Genomic DNA, 25,033 nt, shown 5'->3' with positions numbered 1-25,033 from the left:
TGGCGGACAGGTCGGGCGGGGCTTGGCGGGGTTGGATTTGTAGAATGGATTATCCATGAGCAAACATCTACCTGACCCGAGCGTGGCCGCATCGCCGCAACCCCCCGCACCCGTCTGGGCCGATCCCGCACGCGCCGGGGCCTTTCATGAGTGGCTGGCGCGCGAGGCCCCGATGCACGGGCTGGTGCCCGATACGGTGCGCGTGGCCTCGGCCGATGCGAGCTTTCGGCGCTACTTCCGGGTGGACCGGGTAGGCGGAGCGGGCAGTTGCATCATCATGGACGCGCCACCCGCGCAGGAAAACTGCACGCCTTTCGTGCACGTGGGCCGGCTGATGGAAGCCGCCGGACTCAAGGTGCCGCGCATCCTGGCCTGGGACGAGCCGCAGGGCTTCATGCTGCTCAGCGACCTGGGCACACAGACGATGATGGGCGTGATCGATCCGGACCGCCCGGAGGCCAACGCACCCTGGTACGCGCAAGCCACGGACGCGCTGATCGCCTGGCAGCGCGCCTCCCGCCCCGGCGTACTGCCGCCGTACGACGAGGCGCTGCTGCGCCGGGAGCTGGCGCTGTTTCCCGACTGGTACCTCACGCAGCACAAAGGCGTGGCTTTGGAGGGCAAACAGCGCGAAACACTGGACAAGGCCTTCGACCTGATCGTTGCGCGCAACCTGGCCGCCCCGAAAGTCTTTGTGCACCGCGACTTCATGCCGCGCAATCTGATGATCCCGGCGGTGCCCGGACAGACTCCGGCGACGCAACTTGGCGTGCTGGACTTCCAGGATGCCGTGTATGGCCCCGTCACCTACGACATCGCCAGCCTGATGCGCGACGCCTTCCTGACCTGGGAGGAGGATTTCGTGCTCGATGTGACGGTCCGCTATTGGGAAAAGGCGCGCAAGGCCGGACTGATGGACTTCGAGGACTGGCACAGCGACTTCGGCGCGTTCTACCGCGCGGTGGAATGGATGGGCCTGCAGCGCCATCTCAAGGTGGCCGGCATCTTCGCGCGCCTGACCCTGCGCGACGGCAAGCCCCGCTACCTGGCGGACGCGCCGCGCTTCATCGGCTACATCCGCGCCACGGCCAGCCGCTACCGCGCACTCGGGCCGTTGCTGCGCCTGATCGACGAGGTGGAGGGCACCACGGCGGTCTCCGGATATGCTTTCGGTCGGGTTTAGAGAAGAAATGGCTATTTCCCAACGTCGCGTGGTTCTATTCAGCTATTGTTTTGTGACTTTCCAAGAGCCATGCCGCGCTTCCACTGCCCCGTGCCGCTGACCTGCGGCGAGATCATCGACCTGCCGCCGGGGGCCGCGCGCCATGTGCAGGTGCTGCGCCTGCAGCCGGGTGCGGTGATCACGCTGTTCAACGGCGGACCAGACGGACCCGGCGGGGAATTCGACGCGACCGTCACCCGCATGGGCCGCTCCGATGTCCAGGTGCTGGTCGGAGCCCATAAGGGCGTCGAGCGCGAAGCGCCGCGCGCGGTGCACCTGCTGGCTGGTATCACCGCCAATGAGCGCATGGACTGGCTGGTGGAAAAAGCGTCTGAGCTCGGCGCGGCCAGCCTCACGCCGCTGCTGAGCGAGCGCAGCGTGCTCAAGCTCAAGGGCGAGCGCGGCGACAAGAAACGCGCGCACTGGCAGGCGGTGGCCGTGGCGGCTTGTGAGCAATGCGGTCGCAACCAGGTGCCACCGGTGCACGAGGCGCTGAGCCTGGCCGACTGGCTGGCCGCCCACGACCGGCCCGCGCAGGACGGCCGGGAACCGGGCACGCGCCTGCTGCTGTCCCTGCATCCCGACGCCCGTCCGCTTCGGGAAGCCGTGCCCGACAGCGGCGCGGTCTGGCTGCTGTCCGGTCCCGAGGGCGGGCTGGCGCCGGCGGAAGAAGCCGCAGCGCTGGCCGCGGGGTTTGTGCCGGTCACGCTGGGGCCGCGGGTGCTGCGCGCCGAAACCGCACCGCTGGCGGTGCTGGCAGCGCTGACGCTGGGCTGATCACAGTCCCAGTTCGTCCCAGATCGGTGCCACGCGCACCAGCACCTCGGGGCTCATGGTCAGTGGACGGCCCCATTCACGCGTGGTCTCGCCCGGCCACTTGCTCGTGGCGTCCAGGCCCATCTTGCTGCCCAGGCCGCTCACCGGGGAGGCGAAGTCGAGGTAGTCGATGGGGGTGTTCTCCACCATCATGGTGTCGCGCACCGGGTCGACGCGGGTGGTGATGGCCCAGATGACTTCGCGCCAGTCGCGGATGTCCACGTCCTCGTCGACCACCACGATGAACTTGGTGTACATGAACTGGCGCAGGTGGCTCCACACGCCCATCATCACGCGCCGTGCATGGCCTGGGTAGGCCTTCTTGATCCGCACCAGGGCCATCCGGTAGCTGCAGCCCTCGGGCGGCAGGTAGAAGTCGGTCACCTCGGGAAACTGGCGCTGCAGCAGCGGCACAAACAGCTCGTTCATGGCCAGCGCCAGCACCGCCGGCTCGTCGGGTGGCTTGCCGGTGTAGGTGGAGTGGTAGATCGGGTCGCGGCGCAGGGTGATGCGGTCGACGGTGAACACCGGGAACTCGGCCTGCTCGTTGTAGTAGCCGGTGTGGTCGCCGAACGGGCCTTCCATGGCGTGCTCGTAGCCGCTCTTGTGTGTGGCGTCGGGCCGGATGCTGCCTTCGAGCACGATCTCCGCCGAGGCTGGCACCTGCAGCGTGCTGCCCAGCGCGGCGACCACCTCGGTGCGGCTGCCGCGCAGCAGGCCGGCGAACTGGTATTCGGACAGGCTGTCGGGTACCGGCGTGACCGCGCCCAGGATGGTGGCCGGGTCGGCGCCGATCGCCACCGCTACCGGATAGGGCGCGCCCGGATGGGCCATGCCGTGCTCGCGGAAGTCCTGCGCGCCGCCGCGGTGCGCCAGCCAGCGCATGATGAGCTGGTTGCGTGACAGCACCTGCTGGCGGTAGATGCCGAGGTTCTGGCGCGACTTGTTCGGTCCGCGCGTGATGACGAGGCCCCAGGTGATCAGCGGCGCCACGTCGCCCGGCCAGCAGTGTTGCACCGGCAGGCGCGCCAGGTCCACGTCCGCGCCTTCCCACACCACCTCCTGGCAGGGGGCCGAGCCGACTACCTTGGGCGTCATGTGCCACAGCGTCTTGAGCAGCCCGCCCAGGCCCAGCATGTCCTTGAAGCCTTTGGGCGCCTCGGGCTCCTTGAGGTTGGCCAGCAGCTCGCCGAAGGTCCGCAGCTCCCGCACATCGGCCACGCCCATGGCGCGCGCCACCCGGGCCGTGGTGCCGAACAGGTTGCCCAGCACCGGCATCGTGTGGCCGGTGGGCTGCTCGAACAGCAGGGCCGGGCCGTTCGCACGCAGGGCGCGGTCGCACAGGGCGGTCATCTCCAGAACCGGTGATACGGGCACGGTCACCCGTCGCAGTTCGCCCGCCGCTTCCAGTTGGACCATGAAATCACGCAGGTCTTGGTAGGCCATGTTCAATCTCCGCCGGCCGTGTCCAGCCCGTCCCAGCGCGGCGCCAGCGTCTGCGGCAGGTTCGGCAGGTCCAGCAGGTCGATGACGCGGGCCACGGTGTGGTCCACGATCTCGTCCACGGTCTGCGGGCGTTGGTAGAAGGCCGGCACCGGCGGAAAGACGATCGCACCCATCTCCGTGACGCTCACCATGTTGCGCAGGTGCGCCAGGTTCAGCGGGGTTTCGCGCGCCATCAGCACCAGGCGGCGCCGCTCCTTGAGCATCACATCGGCGGCGCGGGTGATCAGGTTGTCCGCAAGCCCGTGCGCCACCGCCGCCAGCGTGCGCATGGAACACGGTGCGATGACCATGGCGTGGCTCTGGAACGAACCGCTGGCAATGGCCGCGCCCACGTCACGCACGTCGTGCAGCCGGTGCGCCAGCGTGGCCACCGCCGCGCGGTCCAGCCCCGCTTCGTGCTGCAGGTTCAGCCAGCCCGAATCGGAAACGGTCAGGTGGGTTTCGACGCCGGACATTTCACGCAACAACTGCAGCAGGCGCAGTCCATAGACCGCGCCGCTGGCTCCGGAGATGGCGACAATGATGCGGCGCGGGTGTGTCGTAGTGATCATGGACCGGACTGTGCCTGAAAAAACGCTCAGCGGGCACCGCCGTGTGCTTGCACCTTCGCCGCATCCGCTGCACGGGCGACAGCGGCTCAAGGGCGGGTTCTATAAACTGCCACTGATGAACCGCAACCTCATTCTGCTCGCCTTGTGTCAGGGCCTGTTCCTGACCAACAACGTGGTGTTCATCGCCATCAACGGACTGGTCGGCCTGAGCCTGGCGCCGCTGGGCTGGATGGCGACGCTGCCGGTGATGGGGTATGTCGTCGGAGGGGCGATTTCGACCAGTCTTGTGGCGAAGACCCAGTCCCGCTACGGGCGGCGCATCTCGTTCCAGCTGGGGCTGCTGGTGGCCCTGCTGTCCGCGCTGCTGTGCGCTTATGCCGCCTGGAGCCGCAACTACTGGTTGCTGTGCACCGCGACGGTGGTGGCGGGCTACTACAGCGCCAATGGGCAGCTCTACCGTTTCGCGGCGGCTGAGCTGTCGGTGCCGGCGTTTCGCGAGAAGGCAGTTTCGCTGGTGATGGCCGGGGGCTTGATTGGAGCAGTGATCGGCCCGAACCTGGCCGCGCGCACGCGGGGGCTGACCGAGGCGCCTTTCGCCGGTGCCTACCTGAGCCTGGCCGTGGTGGCGTTGCTGGCGATGGCCCTGATGGCGTTCGTGCAGTTTCCACCGGTGCCGCCACGGGCGGCCGGTGCGCCGGCAGGCCGCCCCCTGTCGCAGATCATGCGCCAGCCGGTGTTCGTCGTGGCGGCGGTCAGCGCCGCCTTGAGCTACGGTGTGATGAACCTGCTGATGGCCGCCACGCCGCTGGCGATGCAGGTCTGCGGCTTCCCTTTTGCCGACGCCGCGCTGGTGCTGGAGTGGCACGTGATCGGCATGTTCGCACCCGGCTTCTTTACGGGCCACCTGATCCGCCGGTTCGGCACGCTGCCCGTCATGGGCGTCGGCGTGGCGCTGAACCTGGCCTGCATCGGGGTGGCGCTGTCGGGTGTGGAACTGCACCAGTTCATTGCTGCGCTGTTCTTGTTGGGGGTGGGCTGGAACTTCCTGTTCACCGGCAGCACCACGCTGTCGCTGCGCGCCTACAGACCTGAGGAAAAAGACCGCGCGCAGGCCGCTATCAATTTCTGCGTGTTCGGCACCATGGCCTTCACCTCGTTTGCCTCGGGCGCGCTGGTCACAACGCAGGGCTGGGCGCTGCTCAATCTCGGCTCGCTGCTGCCCGTGGCCCTCACCGGCGTCGCGTTGGTATGGCTTGCGCTCATGCAGCGGGCCACCCAGAATGGGCAGACTTCTTAACCAAGGGAACTCTCATGGGCTTGCTGGATTCGGTGTTGGGCTCGGTCTTGAATGCACAACAGGGCGAAGCGCCCGAGGGGGGCTTCGGCAATGCCGGTGACCTGTTCGGCATGCTGGGCGGGATGCTTCAAAAATAGTAGCTAAATATGACCAGTTGACGCTGGGGTGATGCCGATTTACATCAAAAACGGGCGTCGAGCCAGCCTTTGAGCCGCTCGAACACGGCTTCGCGGTCGACCTCATTGAAGATCTCGTGATAGAGGCCCTCGAAGCAGTGCGCGCTCACCACGCCAGGCGGCGCGGCGGCAGCAAACGCGCGGCTGCCTTCGGGGTTCACCAGATGGTCGGCGCCCGCGTAGAGCAGCAGCGTGGGCACCCGCCACTGCGGGGCGCTGGCCAGCACGGCCGGACCCGCGTCGGCGATGAAGCGCGCGAGGCGGGCGCTGATGCGGTCATGCACCATCGGGTCGTCGCGGTAGGCCTGCACCACACCCGCATCGTGGGACAGGTACTGGGCGTTGAGTCCGTTGCCGACGCGCAGGTCGGGCGCCAGTCGCGGCAGCACACTGACCAGCAGCTTCTGGAAGGCGTTCATCCCCGCGTCGAGCGCCGGTGACGACAGCACCAGCCCATCGACCTGGCGCAGGTTCAACGACACCAGCCGGGCCGCGACCAGTCCGCCCAGGCTGTGGCCCATCAGGACCAGGGGCAGGCGCGGGTCCATGCGCCGGCGCGAGGTGTCCAGCAGCTCGGCCAGGTTGTCCAGCAGGAAGGTGTCGCTTGGCAGCGCACCGGGCTTGCCGTCGGATTCACCGTGGCCGTGCTGGTCGTAGCTGCGCACCGCAAAGCCCCAGCTGTTGAGGCGTTCGGCGACGTGGTCGTAGCGCCCGGCATGTTCACCCAGGCCGTGCACGATGACCACCAGGCCGCGCGAGGGTGCGCCCGACGGCAGCGGCCAGTCCACTACGGCCAGGTTGCTGCCGTCGTGGGCCGTGAAGGAGCGCAGGGTGGAGTCCGGCATGGGCGGGCGTGCGTGCGAAACAGAGGCTGTCTCAGGGCATCCGCGCCAGGACCTGGGCCACGGCAGTGGTGAGCTTGCGCGCGTAGGGCACGTGCAGGAACTCATTGGGACCGTGCGCGTTGCTGCGCGGGCCGAGCACGCCGCAGACCATCATCTGCGCCTTGGGGAAACCCTCGCTGAGCATGTTCATCAACGGAATCGTGCCGCCCTGTCCGATGTAGCCACAGGGTGCCCCGAAATGGGCCTGACTGGCCTCGTTCAGGGCGGTCTCGAACCACGGCGTGGCCGCCGGCGCATTCCAGCCGGTGGCGCCGCCACCGCTGTCGAACGTGACTTTCGCCTGGTAGGGCGCGTTGTCTTCCAGCAGCGCCTTCAGCTCCTGCACGGCCGCCGCAGCGTCCACCAGCGGGGGCAGGCGCAGGCTCAGCTTGAAGGCTGTCCAGGGGCGCAGTACGTTGCCGGCATCCTGGATGGACGGGAATCCTTCCGCGCCGGTGACCGAGAGCGTGGGCAGCCAGGTGCGGTTGAGCAGAGCCTGCAGCGGGTCGGTGGTGGTGGGCAGCGCAAACGTCGTGGAGCCGCCGCAGTCGTAATGGGCCCAGGGGAAGCGCTTGTAGACCTCCTCGCCGAGGATGGCCGCCGTGGCCTGCGCCTGGGCCAGCCGATTGGCAGGCACTTCGCAGTGAAAACTGGCGGGCAGCAGGCGGCCGGTGGCGCTGTCTTCCAGCCGGTCCAGCACCTGGCGCATGATGCGAAAGCTCGAGGGAACCAGGCCCGAGGCGTCGCCCGAATGGATGCCCTCGGTGAGGATTTCCACCTTGAGGGTGCCGCTGGCCATGCCGCGCAGGCTGGTGGTCAGCCAGAGCTGGTCGTAGTTGCCGGCGCCCGAGTCCAGGCAGACCACGAGGCCGACGTCGCCCAGGCGGTTGTTGCCTGGTGCGCGAAGTGCGTCGATGTAGGGCAGCAGGTCGTACGAACCCGACTCTTCGCAGGTCTCGATCAGCCCGACGATGCGCGGGTGGGGAACATCCTGCGCCTTGAGGGCTTGTACGGCGGCAATGGCGGCGTAGACCGCGTAGCCGTCATCGGCGCCGCCGCGGCCATAGAGCCGGCCGTCTTCATATTTGGGCGTCCAGGGGCCGAGATCGTTGCGCCAGCCATTGAACTCGGGCTGTTTGTCCAGATGGCCGTACATCAGGGCGGTCTGGTCGGATCCCGGCTTGGTGCCGGCGATCTCGAAGAACAGCACTGGTGTGCGCGGTGAGCCGTCCGGTTTCTGCAGGCGCACGATTTCCAGCTGCAGCCCTGGCACCTTTTGGGCCAGCACCCAGTCGGCCGCTTGGCGCACCACGGTCTCGATGTGGCCATGGGCCACCCAGTCCGGGTCGAAGGAGGGTGATTTCGCCGGGATGGCGATGTAGTCGGTCAGCCGGCGGACGATGTCCCCGTCCCATTGGGCACTGATCCCGGCCAGGGCGCGGCCGGTGTCAAGAAGGGCAGAAGCGGGGATTTCGCGGTGGATGGGTGCATTCATGGTCGTTGGGGCCGCCGGGCGAAAGTGTTGCGATACTCAAGGCAGCACTTTACGCCCTCGGCGCTGCACGCGCCAGCGTCCGGTCATCCTGCTGCCTGGTGGCGCCCCGGCTGCCTCAGTCCGATCCGGCGCGCCGTAGCGTGAGGGCCGCGTGGGCACGCTCCAGGGCCTTTGCGATGGCCGCCGCACGGGCCGGTTTGCTGAGGTAGTCGTCCATGCCGGCGGCCAGGCAGGTGCTTTGGTCGCCCTCCATGGCGTTGGCGGTCATGGCGATGATCCAGGGGCGGCGCACCTGCGGAACCTGCGCAACGATCTGCCGGGTGGCATCCAGGCCGTCCATGACCGGCATCTGCACGTCCATCAGCACGACATCCAGGGCAAGCGCTTGCGCCGCGCCCATGACACGGTCAAGGGCCTGCCGGCCGTCGGTGGCGATCTCGATGTCGTATCCCAGGCCGCTCAGGATCAGCGAAGTCACGCGCAGGTTGACGGCATTGTCCTCGGCCAGCAGGATGCGCAGCGGCAGGCTTTGGGCCATTGGCGGCTGTGCTGGTGCCCGGATTGCGGGTGCGTGGGCGGGGGGGCCAGGTGGCCGCATCGTCGCTTCCAGGGCGTCCTGCAGCTGCCGGTAGCGCAGGGGCTTGCGGAGTGCCCGGTCCAGCTCCAGACGGCGGATCCGGGGGTCGTCGATGGACTCGGTGGTCAGGGCCAGCAAGGGAAGGCGGTGGGTCGGATATTGCTGGCGCATGGCTGCCAGAAGGGCGCAGCCGCTGCGGCCGTCGTCATCACGCCACTGCAGGTCGATGACTGCCGCATCCACGGGCTCGCGCGCCTGCAGGCGGGCCATGGCCTCGCCCCATGAAGCGGTGGCCAGTACCTGCATGCCCCAGCGCCGGGTCTGGCGCTCAAGGAAGTGCCGGGCATTGCCTTCGTCGGCCACCAGCAGCAATCGGCGCGCAGCCAGCGCGGCGGCGGTGCCGGACGCATCGTCGGCGCTGGCCGGCTCCGCAGCCCGGCACGGCAACTCGAAATGGAAACTGGAGCCGGCGCCGGGACTCGACTCGACCCAGATTCGCCCGTTCATCAGGGTCAGCAGGCGCCGGCAGATGGCCAGGCCCAGGCCGGTGCCGCCGAACTGGCGCGTCGTCGAGGCATCCACCTGGCTGAACGACTTGAACAGCCGGTCCAGCCGGTCGACGGCAATGCCGATGCCGGTGTCGCGGACCGAACCGAGCAACAGGGGCACGCCATCGCCACCCTGGCGCCAGCCAAGATGGACGCAGACTTCGCCGCGGGCGGTGAACTTCACCGCGTTGCTGATCAGGTTGACGAAAATCTGACGCAACCGGGTGGCGTCGCCGAGAATGGTGCGCGGGACCGCGTCATCGATCCAGTACAGGAGGTCCAGACCCTTGTCGCGTGCGGCACCGCAATTGACGTCCAGCGCGCCTTCGAGGCATTCCACCAGGTCCATCGGCAGGCACTCGAGTTCGAGGTGACCCGACTCGATCCTTGAAAAATCCAGGATGCCATTGATCAGCGCCAGCAAGGTCTCGCCGCTGGTGCGGATGATCTCGGCAAACTCCTGCTGCTGCGCCGTCAGCGGCGTCTGCAGCAGCAGGTCGCTCATGCCGATCACCGCGTTCATGGGGGTTCGGATCTCATGGCTCATGTTGGCCAGGAAATCAGCCTTGGCCCGGTTGCCGGCGTCGGCCGCATCGCGAGCGGCGATCAGTTCGGCCTCAACCCGCTTGCGCGCCGTGATGTCGCGCGCAATGCCGAGCAGGCCGGTACAGTGTCCCGCCTCGTCGCGCATGGCCACTTTGACGAGTTCGAAATACTGGACGGTGCCCGTCTCCCGGTCGACCAGTCGGTCCTCGTAGACCATGGGTGCAAGGGAGGCCATGGCCTGCAGATCCGCCTCGCGGTAATCGTTTCCGTAGCGGTCGCCGAACAGATGCTGCGCGGTCCTGCCGACGATCTGTTGCTGGGTGAGGCCGTGCTGGCGCTGGTGGGCGGGATTGCTCAGCAGGTACACGCCATCAACGTCCTTGAGCCAGATGCGGTCGGGAATGTTGTCGACCAGGGCGCCCAGCATGGCCTTCTGGCGCGCCAGGGCCTCCTGTGTCTGCACGTAGTCGGTGACATCGGTGTAAGTGCGCACCGAGCCGCCATCAGGCAGGGCGCGACTGAGGATCTCCAGGGTCCGGCCCTGGCGCGTTCGCCGGATGTAGCTGCTGGTGGGCGCATGGTGGGCGGTGACGGGATCGCGGGCCTGAATGATCCGCGCCAGAAACTCGCGGTCTTGGGCGGAATGCAGCAACTCGAGCTTGTCGCCAAAATCGCCGCGCGCCTGTTGCCACAAGACCAGTTCATGGGCCGTGGGCTGTCGCGCCATCAGCTCGGGCGGCAGGTCCAGCAGGCGAAGGGCCTGTTCGTTGTGAAAGATGCAGCGGCCTTCGGCATCGAAGCGCATGATGCCCTGGCCGATGTTCTTCAGCGTGATCGCCAGCGAATCCGCCGCCCGACGGCTCTCGGTGATGTCTTCGACCGTGCCTTCGTAGAACATCGGTTCGCCGTCGGCGCCGGGGACCAGGCGGGCGTGTTCACGGACCCAGATGCGCTCGCGGGTCTTGTAGCGGAAGACCTCGGAGACGAAATCCTGCACCTCACCGTTGGCTTCCAGCAGCGCACGGAACTGCTCACGGCGGCCCGGCTGCACATACCACCGCCCGCCGATATCGTCGACGGCGGCCAGCATCTCCGCCTCGGATTCGAAGCCGTTGATGCGCACCAGCGCCGGATTGGCGCGCACCTGGCGCCCCTGCAGGCTGCTGCGGTAGGCGCCGAGCGGCAACCAGTCAAAAAGCGTGGCGAAATCGTTGTGCGGCATGCAGGCGCCCATCGTAGTGCAGGTGCGGCAGCCCGCGCAATGATCAGGTGGCGGGCTGGTTCCCGAACAGGGGTTGCACCCCCCAGATCTCGTCGGCGTATTCGCGGATGGTGCGGTCCGACGAGAACGAGCCCATCGCCGCGATGTTGAGGATCGTCTGGCGCGCCCATTCGGACGGACGGCGGTAAAGGTCGTCCACGCGACGCTGCGTCCGGATGTAGTCGTCGTAGTCAGCCAGCAGCTGGTAGTAGTCCGATTCCAGAAGGGCCGCCGTGACGTCCTGGTAGCGCTGGGGCTCCTCGGGCGAAAACGCGCCGTCGGCGATGCGGTCGATGGCGGTCTTCAACTCGTAGTTGTTGTCGTAGTAGCGGCGTGGCTGGTAGCCGTGGGCCCGCAGTTCGGCCACCTGGTCGGTGCGATTGCCGAAGATGAAGATGTTGTCCAGACCGACGTGCTCGGCAATCTCGATGTTGGCGCCGTCCCAGGTTCCGATGGTCAGTGCGCCATTGAGGGCGAACTTCATGTTGCCGGTGCCCGAGGCCTCGGTGCCGGCGGTGGAGATCTGCTCCGACAGATCCGCGGCCGGGATGATGAGCTCGGCCAGCGTGACGCGGTAGTTCGGCAGGAACACGACCTTGAGCCTGTTGCCGACGACCGGGTCCGTATTGACCACGCCGGCGACGTCGTTGATCAGGCGGATCACCTGCTTGGCCATGCGGTAGGCCGAGGCTGCCTTGCCCGCGAAGATCACCGTGCGTGGCACCCAGTTGGCCTGCGGGTTCGCCAGGATCTGGTGGTAGCGTGTGACCACATGCAGCACATTGAGAAGCTGGCGCTTGTACTCGTGCATGCGCTTGACCTGCACGTCGAACAGGCTGTCCGGATCGACCCGAATCGCGAGTTCACGCAAGATGTAATCGGCCAGGCGGCGCTTGTTCTGCTGCTTGGCCAGGCGCACGGCATTGTTGAATGCGGGTTCGTTGGCCAGTTCACGCAGCCCGACCAGCTCGTCCAGGTGGCGTCGCCAGTTCGGGCCGATGCGGTCGTCGATCAACTTGGACAGGGGCCGGTTGGCCTGGGCCAGCCATCGCCGCGGGGTGATGCCATTGGTCTTGTTGCAAAAGCGCTCGGGAAACAGGCGCGCAAAATCCGAGAAGATGGTCTGGCTCATCAGCTCGCTATGCAGGGCCGATACGCCGTTGACCTTGTGGCTCGCCAGGACGCACAGGTACGCCATGCGCACGCGGCGTGGTCCGTGTTCGTCAATCAGCGAGACGCGGCGCAGCAGGTCAGGCTCGCCCGGATGGCTCTCGTGCAGGCCGGCCAGGAAACGCGCATTGAGGTCAAAGATGATGCGCAGGTGCCTCGGAAGCAGCCGGCCCAGCAGGTCCACCGGCCAGGTCTCCAGCGCCTCCTGCATCAGAGTGTGGTTGGTGTAGCTGAAGATACGGCTGCATTGCGACCAGGCGCTGTCCCAGTCCATGCGGTGCTCGTCGATCAGCAGCCGCATGAGTTCGGGCACGGCCAGTGCGGGATGCGTGTCGTTCAGGTGGATCGCCACCTTGTCGGCCAGGATGTCGAGGCTGCCGTGGTCTCTCAGGAAACGTCGCATGAGATCCTGCAGCGAGGCGCTGACGAAGAAGAACTCCTGACGCAGGCGCAATTCGCGCCCGTGATCGGTGCTGTCATCGGGGTACAGCACCCGGGAGACGTTCTCCGACTCGTTCTTTGCCTCCACCGCACCGATGTAGTCGCCCTTGTTGAAGGCTGCGAGGTTGATGGCGCTGGTGGCCCTGGCGGACCACAGGCGCAAGGTGGTGACCGAGGTCAGCTGGTAACCCGGAACCCCGTTGTCGTAGGCCGTGGCCACGACGTCATCGGTGTCCACCCACCGGACCCTGCCGGCCTCGGTCGTCAGGCGCCCGCCGAAACGCACCGTGTAGCTCAGCTCCGGGCGCATGAATTCCCAAGGATTGCCGTTGATCAGCCAGCCGTCGGGCTCCTCGACCTGGCGCCCGTCGACGATGCGCTGCGCGAACATGCCGTAGTCGTACCGGATGCCGTAGCCCATGCCCGGCAGGCCGAGCGTGGCGATCGAGTCCAGGAAGCAGGCGGCCAGACGACCCAGCCCGCCGTTGCCCAGGCCGGGGTCGGCTTCCATGTCCAGCAGCCCGTCGAAGTCGGCGCCCAGTTGCGCGCAGGCGATCTTGGTGTCGTCGTAGATGCCGATGGCCATCAGCGCATTGGTCAGCATGCGGCCGGTCAGAAACTCCATGGAGAGGTAGTAGACGCGCTTGGCGTCCTGCTCCTGGGCGGTGTTCACGGACTCGCGCCAGCTGTCCATGATGCGGTCGCGCACCGCATACAGGATGGCAAACAGCCAGTCGCGGGACGTTGCCGCGCGCACGTCCTTGCCGATGGCATACACCAGGCGGTTGGCGATCGAGCGGCGCAACGCGTCGACGGTGTTGGTGGGCTGGTCGAAATAGAAGGAGGGCTGGACGCTGGACATGGGCTTTCCTGGGGAACGGCTGGAAACGTGTTCTCGATCGGGCGGGTCAGCCTTCATGCACGACCCGTGCCGGGTAGCGGACGCAGGCGGCGGTACAGGCCCAGATAGGCCTGCGCCGCATCGCGCCAGTTGAAGCGCAGCCGCATGGCGTGGGTCTGCACTGCGGCCCAGTCCACCGGCCGGCGGTACAGGTCGAAGGCCCGGCGGATGGCTCCACGCAGGCCGTCCGGGCTGAAATCGTGAAAGACGAAGCCGCAGGCCGTCTGCGCCGCCAGTGCCTGCGCCGAGGCGTCAATGACCGTGTCCGCCAGGCCGCCCACGCCATGGACCAGGGGCAATGCACCATAACGCAGCGCGTACAGCTGCGTCAGCCCGCAAGGCTCGAATCGCGAGGGCACCAGCACCACGTCGGCGCCCGCGAAGATGCGGTGCGCCAGCGCCTCGTCGTAGCCCCGCCGCAGCACGGCCTGCCCCGGATGGCGCGCCACGGCCGCGGCGACGGCCGCCTCGATGCCGGCATCGCCGCTGCCCAGCACGACCAGCTGACCGCCGGTGGCCACCAGTTCGTCGAGCACTGCGGGAAGCAGGTGCAGGCCCTTTTGCTCACTCAGGCGGGTGACGGCGCCGAACAGCAGCGCATCGGGACGCTCGGCCAGACCCAGCAAGCGTTGCAGGTCCCGCTTGGCCAACGCCTTGCCGGCCAGCCGGTCATGGTCATACGCGGCAGGGGTGAGCGGGTCGGATGCCGGATTCCAGACCGCATAGTCGACTCCGTTGAGGATGCCGGTGAGCTGGTCGGCGCGGTAGCGCAGCACTCCATCGAGGCCGCAACCCTGCTCGGGGGTCATGATTTCGCGCGCGTAACGCGGACTCACGGTGGTGATGGCGTCGGCAAACTGCAGTCCGGCTTTCATGAACGAGACGTGGCCGTGGGACTCGACGCCGTCGAAGCGGAACAACGAGGGCGCCAAGCCCAGGGGCGCCATCGTGTCCGGTCCGAACAAGCCCTGATAGGCCAGGTTGTGCACGGTGAACACAGTGGCCGGCCGCGGGCCGGATCCGGCCAGCTGCTGCAGGTAGAGCGGAGCCAGGCCGGCGTGCCAATCGTGGGCATGGACCACGTCGGGGCGCCAGGACGGATCGCCCCCACACCCGAGCCCAGCGGCGGCCCAGGCGAGCAAGGCAAAGCGCTGGGCGTTGTCCGGCCAGTCGTTTCCCTGCGCGTCCAGATAGGGACCACCGTCGCGGTGATACAAGGCGGGTGCATCCAGCAAGTAGGCGGGTTGCCCGGTCATGGACAGCCTCCCCGGAAGCAGCGTGGGTGCCGGTTTCAGGGTCCGGACAATTTCGGGACCACCCGTTGCGGACAGTTTCAGGCGGGGGCCCTCGGCCACGAATCCGGCCGCAATCGGGGCGAATCCCGGCAACAGCAGGCGCACGTCGCAGCCCAGATCGCGCAGCGCTGCCGAAAGCGCGGCACTCACGTCGGCCAGTCCGCCGGTCTTGAGCAGCGGGTAGACCTCGGTGCAGACGTAAAGAACGTTCACCCACGGCCCCCGGCAGGTTTTCCCTCCGGTGCCAGGCGCTCCAGCATCTCGCGGGTCACCAGCACGACGCCCTGTTCGGTGCGGAAAAAGCGGCGCGCATCGTCGGCCGCATCGAATCCGATCGACATGCCTTCAGGAATGCGGCAGCCTTTGTCGATGACGACCTTGCGCAAGCGGCAGTGCCGGCCCACATCGACCTCCGGCAGCAGCACCGCCTCCTCGACATGGCAATAGGAATGCAGCCGCACCTTTGAAAACAGCACGGAGCGGCGGGCGTACGCGCCCGAGATGATGCAGCCGCCGGACACCAGCGAGTCGACCACCATGCCGCGGCGGCCTTCGTCGTCGAACACGAACTTGGCCGGGGGGAGCTGTTCCTGGTGGGTCCAGATCGGCCACTGGCGGTCGTACATGTCCAGATCGGGGGTGATACTGGTCAGGTCCAGGTTGGCGGACCAGTAGGCATCGATGGTGCCGACGTCGCGCCAGTAAGCCGGTGCCTCAGGGCTGCTCTTCACGCAAGACAATCCGAAGGGGTGCGCCACCGCCTCGCCGCGCGCCACGATCGCAGGGATCAGGTCCTTGCCGAAGTCGCGGCTGGAACTTTGTGCCACGGCGTCGGCCTTCAGCGCCTCATAGAGGTAGTCGGCATTGAAGACGTAGACGCCCATGCTGGCGAGCGCATGACTGGCCCGGCCAGGCATCGGTGCGGGGTTCGCCGGTTTCTCATCAAATCGCACGATGCGCCGCTGCGGGTCGATTGCCATCACACCGAAGGCGCTCGCCTCGGCCAGCGGCACTTCGATGCAGGCCACGGTGCACGGCGCACCCTGCGCCACGTGGTCTGCGATCAGGTTGGCGTAGTCCATCTTGTAGATATGGTCGCCGGCCAGCACCAGGATGTATTCGGGGCGTTCTGCCATCAGGATGTCGAGGTTCTGGAAGACCGCGTCGGCCGTCCCCTGGTACCACGAGGTCTCGTCGATGCGTTGCTGCGCGGGCAGCAGATCGATGTACTCGTTGAACTCGCTTCGCAGGAACGACCAGCCGCGTTGAAGGTGACGCAACAGGCTGTGCGACTTGTATTGGGTGACCACGCTGACACGGCGCACGCCGGAGTTCAGGCAGTTGGACAGCGCGAAGTCGACGATACGGAACTTGCCGCCGAAGTAGACCGCCGGCTTGGCGCGGCGGTCTGTCAGGGCGTGCAGGCGCGAGCCGCGACCGCCCGCGAGCACCAGGCCAAGGGTGCGTCGGGCGAGCTGGTGGGGTTCGTTCTGGTGTTGGTTCGGTTTCATGCAGGGCCTCCTTGATCGACGGATTGTGGGTTGCGAGTGCTTGTCATGCGGGATCGGCTGGGGACTTCAGGCGCGTCCGTGGGCGCGGACCATCGATGAAAGCCGGCGGGCCGGCTCGTCGCTGACGTCGGCCCAGGCAAAGCGCCAGGACCAGCATCCCTCGGGCTGGCCGGGCGTGTTCATCCGGTGTTGTCCGTCCAGTCCCAGCACGTCCTGGAACGGAACAACCAGCGTGTTCGCCACGGACTGTGAGAGCGACTGGATCATTGCCCAGTGGATCTCGGAGTCCGTCACCGGGCCGAGGTACTGTCGCGCAGCCTGGCGCTCGTTCTCGCTCGCGTTGGCCCACCAGCCCACCGTGGTGTTGTTGTCATGCGTCCCGGTGTAGGCCACGGTGCAGCGCCCGAAGTTGTGGGGCAGGTAGGGATTGCGGGCATTGTCACCAAAAGCGAACTGCATCACGCGCATGCCGGGGAAACCGCACGCGCGGCGCAGGCGTGTCACGTCCTCGGTGATGATGCCGAGGTCCTCGGCAATGATGGGCAGGGTCCCCAGCTCTTCCCGAATCGACTGGAAGAACGCCCGACCCGGGCCGGGGCACCAGTGCCCCCCCTGGGCCGTCGGTTCGTTGGCCGGGATCTCCCAATTGGCTTCGAAGCCGCGGAAATGGTCGAGGCGCGCCACGTCAACCAGGGTCAGCAGATGGGCCATGCGCTGCTTCCACCAGCGGTAGTTGTCGAGCGCCATGCGGTCCCAGCGGTACAACGGGTTCCCCCAGCGCTGGCCGGTGGCGCTGAAGTAGTCGGGCGGCACCCCGGCGACGACGTCAGGCAAACCCTGAGCATCAAGCAGAAACTGGTCGGCGTGGGCCCAGACGTCAGCACTCTGGTGCGCCACGAAGATCGGAACATCCCCCACAATGTGGATGCCGCGCGAGTGGGCCTCCTCGCGCAGGCGCTGCCATTGCACATGAAAGCGCCACTGTACGAAGTGCCAGAAGCCGAGTTCCCCCACCGTTTCGTCCCGCACGGATTGCAGGGCGCGCGGATCGCGGTGCGCCAGCGCGGGTGGCCAATCGGGCCAGTCCGGGCCGTGGCGGGCCTGCAGCACCATGAACAGGGCGTAGTCGTCCAGCCATTCGGCGTGGTGATGGGTGAAATCGGCCAAGGCCGCCTTCTCTGGCTCACCGGCATGCTCGGAAAAACTCTGCCAGGCCGCACGAAGCGCGCGCAGCCGGTAGGGAATCACGCGGGCGAAGTCGCAGTGGCGGGTGTCGAAACCGGCGTCTGGCAGGGGCGCCAGCCAACCGCAAGTCACCAGGTCGTCCAGGTCCACCAGCCAGGGGCTGCCGGCAAAAGCCGAAGGGCTCTGGTAGGGCGAATGACCGGCGCCGGGGGGCGTCAGGGGCAGGATCTGCCACAGCGACTGGCCCGCCAGCGCCAGCCAGTCCAGGAAATGCAGGGCAGCGATGCCCATGTCGCCGCTGCCATGGCGCCCCGGCAGGCTGGTCAGGTGCAGCAGAACGCCACTGGTGCGGCGCGCCAGCAGCGGGTGGCCTGGGGCCGCGGGCGTCATTGAGGTATCTCCAAGGTGGCTGGCTCTTGCGGGACCATGGGTTGGACCAATACCACGACGCTAGGCGGCGCAACCCGCAAGGAAGCGGACACGGTGGCAACCGGCGGACCGCCCGGCCGCGCGACCTGCCCGCTGCCCGTCTCCAGCATCACGTTCCAGGTCCCTTGTGGCAGTTGCACCACGACCTCGGCCTCGCCCGCCAGCAGGATCAGCATGAGTCGCTCGCGCGGCGGTTTGCCGCCTTCGCCCACGGTGATGACGCAGCACAGCAAGCGGCCGTCTGGCAGCTCCCAGGCGTTGGTGTCGGGGCGCAGGCCGTCGGCCGTGCGCCAGACAATGTCAGGCCATCCCTCGCCGGCATGCTTTTCGCCGCGGAACCATTGCGGGTGGCGCAGGCCAGGGTAGCGCTGCCGCAGGTGCACCAGCGCAGCCGTGAAAGCGGTCAGCGCCTCGTCGGCGGCGTTCCAGTCCAGCCATGTCACCGGGTTGTCCTGGCAATAGGCGTTGTTGTTGCCCTGCTGGCTATGCGCCAGCTCGTCGCCCGCCAGCAACTGCGGCGTGCCTTGCGCGCACAGCAGCGTGGCCAGCAGGGCGCGGCGCCATTGGGCGCGCCGGCGCGCGATGGCGGGATCGCCACAGGGGCCCTCGTGGCCGGCGTTCGCGCTCAGGTTGTGGTTGTGGCCGTCGCGGTTGTCTTCGCCATTCGCCTGGTTGTGCTTGTTCACATAAGCGGTCAGGTCGGCCAGCGTGAACCCGTCGTGCGCGGTCACCATGTTGATGCTGGCCAGCGGGCTGCGTCCGCTGGCCTGAAACAGGTCGCTGGAGCCCGCCAGGCGTCGCGCGATCTGCCCGCGAGTGCAAGGGTGCCCGAGCCACCAGGCGCGCATGGTGTCGCGGAACTGGTCGTTCCATTCCTGCCAGCGCGCGCCGAAGCGACCGGTCTGATAGCCGCCGGGTCCGATGTCCCAGGGCTCGGCAATGAGTTTGACCCGCGCCAGTACCGGATCCTGGGCCATCGCCGTGAACAAGGTTGCCCTCGGGTTGAAGTGCTGGCCCTGTGCCGGTTCGCGCCCCAGCGCGGTGGCCAGATCGAAGCGGAAGCCATCCACGCCGTAGGCCTGCACCCACCAGCGCAGGCTGTCCATGATCATCTGCACGACGTTGGGGTTTCCCATGTTGAAGGTGTTGCCGCAGCCGCTCGGATTGAGGTGGCGGCCGTGCTCGTCCAGGGCGTACCAGGCCGCGTTGTCCAGCCCTCGCCACGACAGGGTCGGTCCCAGCGCATTGCCCTCTGCCGTGTGGTTGTAGACCACATCGAGGATCACTTCGATCCCGTTGCGGTGCAAGGTGTCCACCATGGCGCGGAACTCCGCGCGGACCGCGGCGTCGTCGGCCCCCAGTTCGTGCACCGGCACCGTGGCATAGCGCGGGTCCGGCACGAAGAAGGCCAGCGTGTTGTAGCCCCAGTGGTTGGTCATGCCGCGCTCGATGAGATGGTGCTCGTCCACGTGCAGCTGCACGGGCAGCAGGCACAGCGCGGTCAACCCAAGGCGCTGGTAATGCGCCAGCATCGCCGGGCTGGCCAGGCCCGCGTAAGTGCCCCGCAGCGCAGCCGGCACGCCGGGATGCAGCGCGGTCAGCGCCTTCACATGGGCCTCATAGAGGACCGTTCGGGCCAATGGCGTGTCGGGCCCGGGCATGATGGCCGCGCCGCGGCGCAGTTCTTCTTGGACATCGACCACGCGGCAGCGCGGCATGCGCTCGGCATTGTCGTAGGCGCAAGCCTGGTCCGGCGCACTGGCGCGATGGCCGATCTCGTTCGCCAGCCGTTCCAGGGGCCCGGACAGGGAGCGCGTCCAGGGATCGATCAGCAAGCGCTGCGGATTGAAACGATGCCCGGCGTCGGGCTGCCACGGTCCGTGGGCGCGCAGGCCGTATCGTTGTCCGGCGCCAAGGCCCGGCACAAATCCGTGCCAGATGCCCTCCGTGCAGCTCGGCAGGCGGATGCGGTCGGTTTCATGGCGGCCGGTCTCATCGTAGAGACACAGCTCCACTGCGGTGGCATGGCGCGCTGCGACCGCGATATTGATGCCCGCACGGCCACCGAACAGCGCCGGAACGACACCCATGGGCCAAGGCCGGCCGGGCTCGCACACCGGGGCCGTGGGCCTGTCGCCGCCCAGGGTCATGTTGGCGCCTCCGCCGCGAGCCAGATCACGCTCAGGGGCGGCAGGTGAAGGCTCAGCGAACAGGGCTGACCATGCATCGGAATCGCCTCGGCCAGGACCCGGCCGTGGTTGCCGGCATTGGTGCCCCCGTAGTGACCCGAGTCAGTGTTCAGGCATTCACGCCAGGCACCTGCGTGCGGGACGCCGATGCGGTAGCCGTCGCGCGGCACCGGTGTGAGATTGCAGACGACGGCCACGGCGTCACGGGGGCCGTGGCCGTAGCGCACAAAGCTGAAGACGGAGTTGTCACGGTCATCGGCGCTGATCCACTGGAAACCGCCAGGGTCTGCGTCGCGCGCATGCAGGGCCGGGTGCGTGCGGTAGCCATGGTTGAGGTCGCGCACCAGGCGCTGCACGCCGGCGTGGGCCGGGTCCTGAAGCAGGCCCCAATCGAGCTCGCCATCGTGGTTCCATTCGCAAGGCGTGGCCAGCTCGCACCCCATGAACATCAGCTTCTTGCCGGGGAAGGCCCACATCAGCGCATACAGCGCGCGCAGATGAGCGCGCTTCTGCCAGGGGTCGCCCGCCATCTTGCCCAGCAGCGAACCCTTGCCGTGCACCACCTCGTCGTGGGAGAGCGGCAGCACGAAATGCTCGCTGTAGGCGTACATCATGGCGAAGGTGATGCGGTCGTGGTGCCAGCGTCGGTACATCGGATCCAGCGCGAAGTAGGCCAGCGTGTCGTTCATCCAGCCCATGTTCCACTTGTAGTCAAAGCCCAGGCCGCCGTGCCCGGTGTCCCCGGTGACGCGCGGAAACGCGGTGGACTCCTCGGCCAGCGTCAACACGCCCGGTGCTTCGCGGTGCACGATGTCGTTGGCCTGCTTCAGGAAGTCGATGGCCTCGTAGTTCTCCCGGCCGCCGTCGCGGTTGGGCACCCATTCGCCGGCCGGGCGGCTGTAGTCGCGGTACAGCATGGACGCTACCGCGTCCACCCGCAGGCCGTCCACGCCGTACTGCTCGACCCAGTACAGGGCGCTGCCGACGAGAAAGTTGCGCACCTCGTTGCGGCCGAAGTTGTAGATCAGCGTGTTCCAGTCGCGATGGAATCCCTCGCGCGGGTCGGCATGCTCGTACAGCGCTGTGCCGTCGAAGTTCGCCAGCGCGTGCGGGTCGGCCGGGAAATGGCCGGGCACCCAGTCCAGGATCACTTTCAGGCCGGCGCCGTGGGCGGCCCCGATGAAACGGCGCAGCGCCTCGGGTGACCCGTAGCGCGCGGTGGGCGCGTACATGCCGGTGGGCTGGTAGCCCCAGGAGCCATAAAACGGGTGTTCGCTGACCGGCAGCAGCTCGATGTGGGTGAAGCCCAGATCGGCGGCGTACGGCACCAGAGTGGATGCCAGATAGTCCCAGTCCGGCATCTGGCCTGCGGGTCGGCGCCAGGAGCCCGCATGCACCTCGTAGATCGCGATCGGCGCTGCATCGCTACGGGGCCTGTCGGCAGCGGTGCGCTGCGTCGGCGTGGGCTCGCTGCAGACCACAGCGGCGTTGCCGGGCGGCCCCTCGCTGCGACGCGCGTAAGGGTCTGCCTTGAGCATGTGCTGTCCGTGGGCGTCGATGACCTCGAACTTGTACAGCGCCCCGGGCGCCACGTCCGGAAGGAAGATTTCCCACACGCCGCATTCCACCCGCCAGCGCATCGGGTGTCGCCGGCCGTCCCAGCCATTGAAGTCGCCCACCACCGACACCCGCTGGGCATGCGGCGCCCAGACGGCAAAAGCCGTCCCGTCCGTCCCGTCCAGGGTGGTGGGATGCGCCCCGAGCTTCTGCCAGGGGCGCAGGTGCTGCCCTTCGGCCAGCAGCCACACATCCAGATCGCCCAGCCAGGGACCGAACCGGTACGGGTCTTCCAGTGTGTAGTGTTGTTGGCCGAACGCCACGGCCAGCCGGTACCGGGGGCGGGTGGCGCTGGCGAGGCGGCCGATGAACAGGCCTGTTCCGTCGGGGTCGGTCAACTCGACCCGCACCGCGCCGTCCGCATCGGCCAGCGCGGTCACCATGGTTGCGCCCGGCAGAAAGGCTCGGATGACCCAGTCGCCGGCGGCCCCATCCTGGTGTGGCCCGAGGTGGCTGAAGGGGTCACGGCAGCGCCCTTCCTGCAGGGCTTGCGCCAGGTTGCGTTCCGGAGAGGGAGAGGGCATGGATTCGGAAGGAGGATCGGACAGTGGCGTCAGACACATTTTGGCATTCTCGACGCGCTGCATCCGATTTGTGGCGGCACGGCGACTCCCGGGCGCCGGCCCCTACACTGCTGCCTGTTCCAACCACCCTGGGCTGCGCCATGGAAATGCTTGTGCTGGTGATGATGATTGGCCTGGGCGCCTTCTGGCTGAAATCCAGGGATCAGGCCCGGCGAGTCGCGCTGCTGGGGCGCCACTTGATGCAGTTCCAGATTGAAAAGCTGATGGAAAACCTGACCCAGGGCTACCTGCGCGCGCTGGGCGAGAGCGACCCCGAGCGACAGGCGCCCATCTGGGCCATGCTGAATGCCCAGGAGCGCGACCTGGTGGAACAGTTCAGCCGTTTTGCGACGGCGTTCGCCACGGTTGGCGAGGCGGATGCCCGCGTCAGCACACTGCCCGTGGCGCTCCCCTATGCCAGCCAGCTGTTGCCGAAAGCGACCTTCGATATGCGCCAGGCGCTGGCTGTCCACGCACGTGGCATTGCAGAGGCCGGGGAGAACAGCCGTGGCCTGACGCCCAGGGACAAGGCGTACACCCTGTCGGCCGAGCTGTTCCTGATGCAGCACACCTGCCACTGGTATTGCCGTTCCCGGGCCGTCGCCTCGGCGCGCTTGCTGGCGCGGCACCAGACGTCGTACGCACAGGTGCTGGCAGCTGTAGCGCCGTCGACGCGCCAGGCCTACGAGGCCGTGATCGCGGCTTGACTGAAGTGGCGAGCCGTCGGAGGGTCGGTTGGGGGCATTCAGGCGTCAATTGGTGATGAAAATGCCGTAATCCCGGCGTCAAAAGGTCGTAAGACGCTATGAAAACAGGACTCTTCGCGCCTGTTGCTTGCGAACCCGGTGAATCCCTGCGCCAACTGTTCAGCGCGTCGCGCGGCTCCTGCGCGGGGCGCATCCAGCACGGTCTGCATGGTTGATCCAGATCAAACCCCGTCGATTTTCCGGCGAAAGGTGAATCCCGTTGAGTTTTCCCCCTTTTGGTGCATCGCGATGCGACATAGACTCGCCGGCGTGGATTTCCCCACGATGTTCCGGGAGCATGGAAATGGGTGCAAAGAAGTGGTTGAGAGGGTTGGTTGCGCTGTGTGCGACAGCCGTTCTTGGCGTGGCGATGGCGCAAACCAAAGGGCCGGATCCGGCCTATGCCAAGCAACAGGATGCCACGCTGCAGCAGATGAAGGGCAATCTGGCGAAGTCGGCCGAGTCCAAGATCAAGTTCGTTGACGTCACCACCTGCTACAGCTGCCACAAGGACATCAAGGAATTCCACCTCAACAGCAAGCACTCCAATGTGAACTGTGCCTATTGCCACACCGGGGCGGAGAACCACCTCGCGAAGAACGGCAAGGCCGACGGCATCAACCAGTCCATCGGCACCCGCACCGACCATGCCGCCTGCGCGACCTGCCACCAGGAACAGTTCAACTCCTTCGCGACGGTCAACCATGAGTCCGGCGCCAAAATCGAGAAGGCCACCGCCCGCGGCGTGTCGCCGCTGTTCGACAAGCTGATGGCGCCGCACGGTTTCACCCGTGAGCACAACGAGCCGCGTAGCCATGTCTTCATGAATCTGGACCACCTGATCGTCGACCGCTCCTACGGTGGCCGCTTCCAGCTCAAGGACTGGACTTACATCACCGATTCCAAGGCGGTGCTGACCAACATGTGGGAACTCGTGCTGAAGGATGCCGATCCGGCCAACAGCGACCAGAAGATCTTCCTGCCCGGAACCGCCACCGCCGCGAACCCGGTGTGCATGAACTGCAAGTCCTTCGACAACATCCTGAAGTGGAAGTACATGGGCGATCCGGATCCGCGTGCCAAGTGGAGCCGTGTGTCCAAACCGGTCGAATTTGCCCGCGACGTCAACCATGCGCTGAACTGCTACATGTGCCACGACCCGCACTCGTCGGCGCCACGCGTCGTGCGTGACGCGCTGATCCAGGCGGTGGTGGATCGCGGCGAAGGCACCTATCCGTATGACAAGGCCAAGAGCGAAAAGAACCCGATGAAGAAGGTGACGTTCCGCGACGGGTTCCGTGCCATCGGCCTGCTGTCCAAGCCTGACTCGGTGCTCATGTGCGCCCAGTGCCATGTGGAATACAACTGCAACCCTGGCTTCGAGCCGGGCGCGGGCCCCAACGGCACGGACAAACCGGTGACCATGGCCGACCAGCGCACCAACCTGTTCCAGTGGTCCAACGTGTTCGACTACAACAAGAAGATGGTCGACAAGTTCGGCAACTTCAAGGACTTCCGGCATTCGGTGAGCGGCGCGGCACTGTCCAAGATCCAGCATCCGGAGACCGAAACCTTCTGGATGTCGAAACACGAGCGCGAAGGCGTGCAGTGCAAGGACTGCCACATGGGCAAGGTGGACAAGGGCGGCAAGACCTTCACCAACCACCAGCAGAAGTCGCCGCGCTTCATGCTCAAGGAAACCTGCGTGAAGTGCCACGGCGAGATGACCGAGCAGGACGCCAAGTACCAGATCGATTCGATTCAGAACTACACCCGCGGCAAGATCGCCAAGGCCGAGTTCTGGCTTGCCCAGCTGATCGATACCTTTGCACGGGCCCGCGCGGTGGGCGTTGCGCCTGAGGCGATCAAGGCGGCGCAGAAGCACCATGACGACGCGCAAACGCAATGGGAATGGTGGACCGCCGAGAACTCGGTCGGGTTCCATAATCCGGCAGCTGCCCGCAAGTCCCTGACCCAGTCCGTCGCCGAATCGCAGGCCGGGATCAAGGTGCTCACCGACGCGATGGCCGCCAAGACGGCCGTGCCTGTAGCGGCAGCGGCTCCGGCGGCGCCACCAGGGCCTGCAACGGCCACGAAGTAGTCATTG

The 25,033-nt window shown here is 66.9% G+C and carries 17 protein-coding genes; 6 read left to right on the top strand and 11 right to left on the bottom strand.

All coding sequences use genetic code 11. The features are described from left to right. The first annotated feature begins 55 nt into the window (after window positions 1-55). Together ACMUOY_RS01460 and ACMUOY_RS01455 are read left to right on the top strand one after the other, a co-directional pair. Window positions 56-1,183, top strand: coding sequence for an aminoglycoside phosphotransferase family protein (locus ACMUOY_RS01460; protein ID WP_413890351.1), 1,128 nt, complete (start codon window positions 56-58; stop codon window positions 1,181-1,183). A 69-nt stretch (window positions 1,184-1,252) separates the two neighbouring features. Further along, a complete protein-coding gene (locus tag ACMUOY_RS01455; RefSeq protein ID WP_413890349.1) occupies window positions 1,253-1,999 on the top strand; it encodes an RsmE family RNA methyltransferase in 747 nt (248 codons plus the stop codon). Here the strand turns inward: ACMUOY_RS01455 and ubiD are convergent, their stop codons facing one another. Together ubiD and ACMUOY_RS01445 are read right to left on the bottom strand one after the other, a co-directional pair. Then, entirely contained in the window at window positions 2,000-3,484 is a 1,485-nt protein-coding gene (ubiD, locus tag ACMUOY_RS01450; RefSeq protein WP_413890347.1) for a 4-hydroxy-3-polyprenylbenzoate decarboxylase, read from the bottom strand. A 2-nt stretch (window positions 3,485-3,486) separates the two neighbouring features. Next, complete coding sequence (locus ACMUOY_RS01445; RefSeq protein WP_413890345.1) at window positions 3,487-4,095, bottom strand: UbiX family flavin prenyltransferase; 609 nt, start codon at window positions 4,093-4,095, stop codon at window positions 3,487-3,489. A 115-nt stretch (window positions 4,096-4,210) separates the two neighbouring features. Here ACMUOY_RS01445 and ACMUOY_RS01440 point away from each other — a divergent pair, with 115 nt between their 5' ends. Together ACMUOY_RS01440 and ACMUOY_RS01435 are read left to right on the top strand one after the other, a co-directional pair. Continuing rightward, complete coding sequence (locus ACMUOY_RS01440) at window positions 4,211-5,392, top strand: MFS transporter (protein WP_413890343.1); 1,182 nt, start codon at window positions 4,211-4,213, stop codon at window positions 5,390-5,392. A gap of 14 nt (window positions 5,393-5,406) precedes the next feature. Next, window positions 5,407-5,529: a hypothetical protein gene (locus ACMUOY_RS01435; protein ID WP_413890341.1), complete on the top strand. Its 123-nt coding sequence runs from the start codon at window positions 5,407-5,409 to the stop codon at window positions 5,527-5,529. 44 nt (window positions 5,530-5,573) lie between these two features. Here the strand turns inward: ACMUOY_RS01435 and ACMUOY_RS01430 are convergent, their stop codons facing one another. The 9 genes from ACMUOY_RS01430 to glgB form a co-directional block, all read right to left on the bottom strand. Beyond that, complete coding sequence (locus ACMUOY_RS01430) at window positions 5,574-6,413, bottom strand: alpha/beta hydrolase (protein WP_413890339.1); 840 nt, start codon at window positions 6,411-6,413, stop codon at window positions 5,574-5,576. A gap of 31 nt (window positions 6,414-6,444) precedes the next feature. Beyond that, window positions 6,445-7,947 (bottom strand): M20/M25/M40 family metallo-hydrolase, encoded by a 1,503-nt coding sequence (locus ACMUOY_RS01425; RefSeq protein ID WP_413890337.1) that lies wholly within the window; start codon window positions 7,945-7,947, stop codon window positions 6,445-6,447. A gap of 115 nt (window positions 7,948-8,062) precedes the next feature. Continuing rightward, a complete protein-coding gene (locus ACMUOY_RS01420; RefSeq protein WP_413890335.1) occupies window positions 8,063-10,840 on the bottom strand; it encodes a response regulator in 2,778 nt (925 codons plus the stop codon). Between the two features lie 43 nt (window positions 10,841-10,883). Continuing rightward, window positions 10,884-13,352: a glycogen/starch/alpha-glucan phosphorylase gene (locus tag ACMUOY_RS01415; protein ID WP_413890333.1), complete on the bottom strand. Its 2,469-nt coding sequence runs from the start codon at window positions 13,350-13,352 to the stop codon at window positions 10,884-10,886. Window positions 13,353-13,405: 53 nt separating this feature from the next. Then, window positions 13,406-14,899, bottom strand: coding sequence for a glycogen synthase GlgA (glgA, locus tag ACMUOY_RS01410; RefSeq protein WP_413890331.1), 1,494 nt, complete (start codon window positions 14,897-14,899; stop codon window positions 13,406-13,408). Next, window positions 14,896-16,197, bottom strand: coding sequence for a glucose-1-phosphate adenylyltransferase (gene glgC, locus ACMUOY_RS01405; protein WP_413890329.1), 1,302 nt, complete (start codon window positions 16,195-16,197; stop codon window positions 14,896-14,898). The genes glgA and glgC overlap by 4 nt, the downstream gene beginning before the upstream one ends. A gap of 66 nt (window positions 16,198-16,263) precedes the next feature. Next, window positions 16,264-17,772, bottom strand: a complete 1,509-nt coding sequence (gene malQ, locus ACMUOY_RS01400; RefSeq protein ID WP_413890327.1) for a 4-alpha-glucanotransferase — start codon at window positions 17,770-17,772, stop codon at window positions 16,264-16,266. Continuing rightward, a complete protein-coding gene (gene glgX, locus ACMUOY_RS01395) occupies window positions 17,769-19,961 on the bottom strand; it encodes a glycogen debranching protein GlgX (RefSeq protein WP_413890325.1) in 2,193 nt (730 codons plus the stop codon). Before glgX ends, malQ begins: the two co-directional genes overlap by 4 nt. After that, the gene (gene glgB / locus ACMUOY_RS01390) at window positions 19,958-22,141 is read right to left on the bottom strand and encodes a 1,4-alpha-glucan branching protein GlgB (RefSeq protein WP_413890323.1); all 2,184 of its coding nucleotides are present in this window, start codon (window positions 22,139-22,141) and stop codon (window positions 19,958-19,960) included. Before glgB ends, glgX begins: the two co-directional genes overlap by 4 nt. Before the next feature lie 140 nt (window positions 22,142-22,281). Between glgB and ACMUOY_RS01385 the strand changes: the two genes are divergently transcribed. Together ACMUOY_RS01385 and ACMUOY_RS01380 are read left to right on the top strand one after the other, a co-directional pair. Then, window positions 22,282-22,887: a hypothetical protein gene (locus ACMUOY_RS01385; protein ID WP_413890321.1), complete on the top strand. Its 606-nt coding sequence runs from the start codon at window positions 22,282-22,284 to the stop codon at window positions 22,885-22,887. A gap of 409 nt (window positions 22,888-23,296) precedes the next feature. Continuing rightward, window positions 23,297-25,027, top strand: a complete 1,731-nt coding sequence (locus ACMUOY_RS01380) for an ammonia-forming cytochrome c nitrite reductase subunit c552 (protein ID WP_413890319.1) — start codon at window positions 23,297-23,299, stop codon at window positions 25,025-25,027. Window positions 25,028-25,033 lie beyond the last annotated feature (6 nt).

The sequence above is a fragment of the Candidatus Skiveiella danica genome (assembly GCF_022705245.1).
GTDB lineage: Bacteria > Pseudomonadota > Gammaproteobacteria > Burkholderiales > Burkholderiaceae_C > Skiveiella > Skiveiella danica.
The sequence above is the reverse complement of the archived record's forward strand: the minus strand, read 5'-3'. Positions and strand labels throughout refer to the sequence as shown.